Annotated in this window: 3 protein-coding genes; all 3 read right to left on the bottom strand. The window is 61.7% G+C overall.

The genetic code is table 11. The annotated features are described in order from the left end of the window. Positions 1-239: ATP-binding cassette domain-containing protein (locus tag ACXRVY_RS28290; protein ID WP_458238866.1), on the bottom strand; the 239-nt coding region annotated here is incomplete at its 3' end. A 24-nt stretch (positions 240-263) separates the two neighbouring features. Then, positions 264-1295: an ABC transporter ATP-binding protein gene (locus ACXRVY_RS28285; RefSeq protein WP_458238865.1), complete on the bottom strand. Its 1032-nt coding sequence runs from the start codon at positions 1293-1295 to the stop codon at positions 264-266. Then, on the bottom strand, positions 1295-1575 hold a 281-nt coding region (locus ACXRVY_RS28280; RefSeq protein WP_458238864.1), incomplete at its 5' end, for an ABC transporter permease. The genes ACXRVY_RS28285 and ACXRVY_RS28280, both read right to left, overlap by 1 nt.

The following is a 1575-nucleotide window of genomic DNA, read 5'->3' as shown; positions in this document are numbered from 1 at the left end:
TCAGTGGGCAGCGGCCGACCTTCGACCAGAATTTGCCCACTATCGGCTGGCAGCAGACCGAGCAAGGTCGCGGCCACCGTACTTTTGCCACAACCGGATTCCCCCACCAGCGCGACCGTCTCACCGACCTGCACCTCCAGGCTGATGTGGTCAATGGCGGTCACCAGGCCATCGCGGCTGGCGTAGGTCTTGTGCAACTGATTGACGCTCAACAGTGCGGGCTGTTTGTTGTTATTCATAGCCGTTTACCTTTCAAAGAAGCCTCACACCTTGACCAATATGTTGTGGCAAGCTGCCCAGTGCTCCTTGCCGATGACAACCCTCGGCGCAGCGTGATTGCAGCGTCCGGTGGCGCGTTCACAACGTGGGTTGAAGGCACAGCCAGCCGGGGGAGCCGCCATGTTCGGCACCTGCCCCGGGATGAAGCCCAGGGGCTGGGGTCCCTGCCCCAACTTGGGCACGGTGCCCATCAACTTCAGGGTGTAGGGGTGTGCAGGTCGCTTGAACACCTCGCCCACCGGACCGCTCTCCACCACTTCGCCGGCATACATCACCGCCACCCGGTCACAGAGCGAAGCCACTACCCCCAGGTTGTGGGTGATAAACAGAATCGCCAGGTCCTGCTCCCGTGCCAGTTTGCGCAGCAGGGCGATAATCTGCGCCTGCACTGTGACGTCCAGCGCCGTGGTCGGCTCATCGGCGATCAGCAGTTTTGGCCGACAGGCCAGCGCCATCGCAATCACCACTCGCTGCAACTGACCGCCAGACATCTGGTGCGGGTACTTGGCTAGCGCTAGAGAGGGGTCGGGCATGCTCACCGCTTCCAGCGAGCTCAGCGCCTCGGCGCGGATTTCTGCCTTACTCAGTTGCCGATGGCAGCCGATGACATCGATCATCTGCCGCCCGACGGTGAAGAACGGGTTGAGCGCCTTCATCGGATTCTGGAAGATCATCGCCGCGCCACCGCCACGCAAAACCRCCAGCTGCGACGCCGACGCGCCGTTGACCTGCTGTCCGGCGACCCTGACACTGCCTCCCAGCCGAGCGGCCTCAGGCATCAATCCAAGGCAGGACATGGCCGTCATTGACTTGCCCGAGCCCGACTCCCCCACCAACCCGAGGATCTCGCCGCGCCTTATCTTAAGGTCGATGCCGCGTACGGCCTGTACGGTCTTGAACAAACCAGGGAAGGACACCGTCAGCCCTTCCACTTCCAGCACCAGGTCTTGAGCTGCGTCGTTATTCGCAGCGGCGAGACGCTCAATAGTCGAATACTGCAAGGATTCGTCGATCATCAGCGCATCCCCTTCTTTGGATCAAGCACATCGCGCAGCCCGTCACCTACCAGGTTGACGGCCAGCACCAGGACAAAAATCGCCACTCCGGGAAACAGCACCGTCCAGGGATTCTCAAGTAACTGCGAGCGCGACGCCGCGGCCATCAGCCCCCATTCRATCATGGGCGGTTTGGCCCCCAGCCCGATAAAGCTCAGCGAGGCAGCGGCGAGAATGGTGTAACCAAAGTCCATGGAGCCCTGCACGATCACAGGCGTGGTGGCATTGGGCAGTACATGGC

Source organism: Pseudomonas sp. P5_A2_2 (assembly GCF_054177685.1).
Note: the sequence above shows the minus strand (reverse complement) of the source record. Positions and strands in the feature narration are given on the sequence as shown.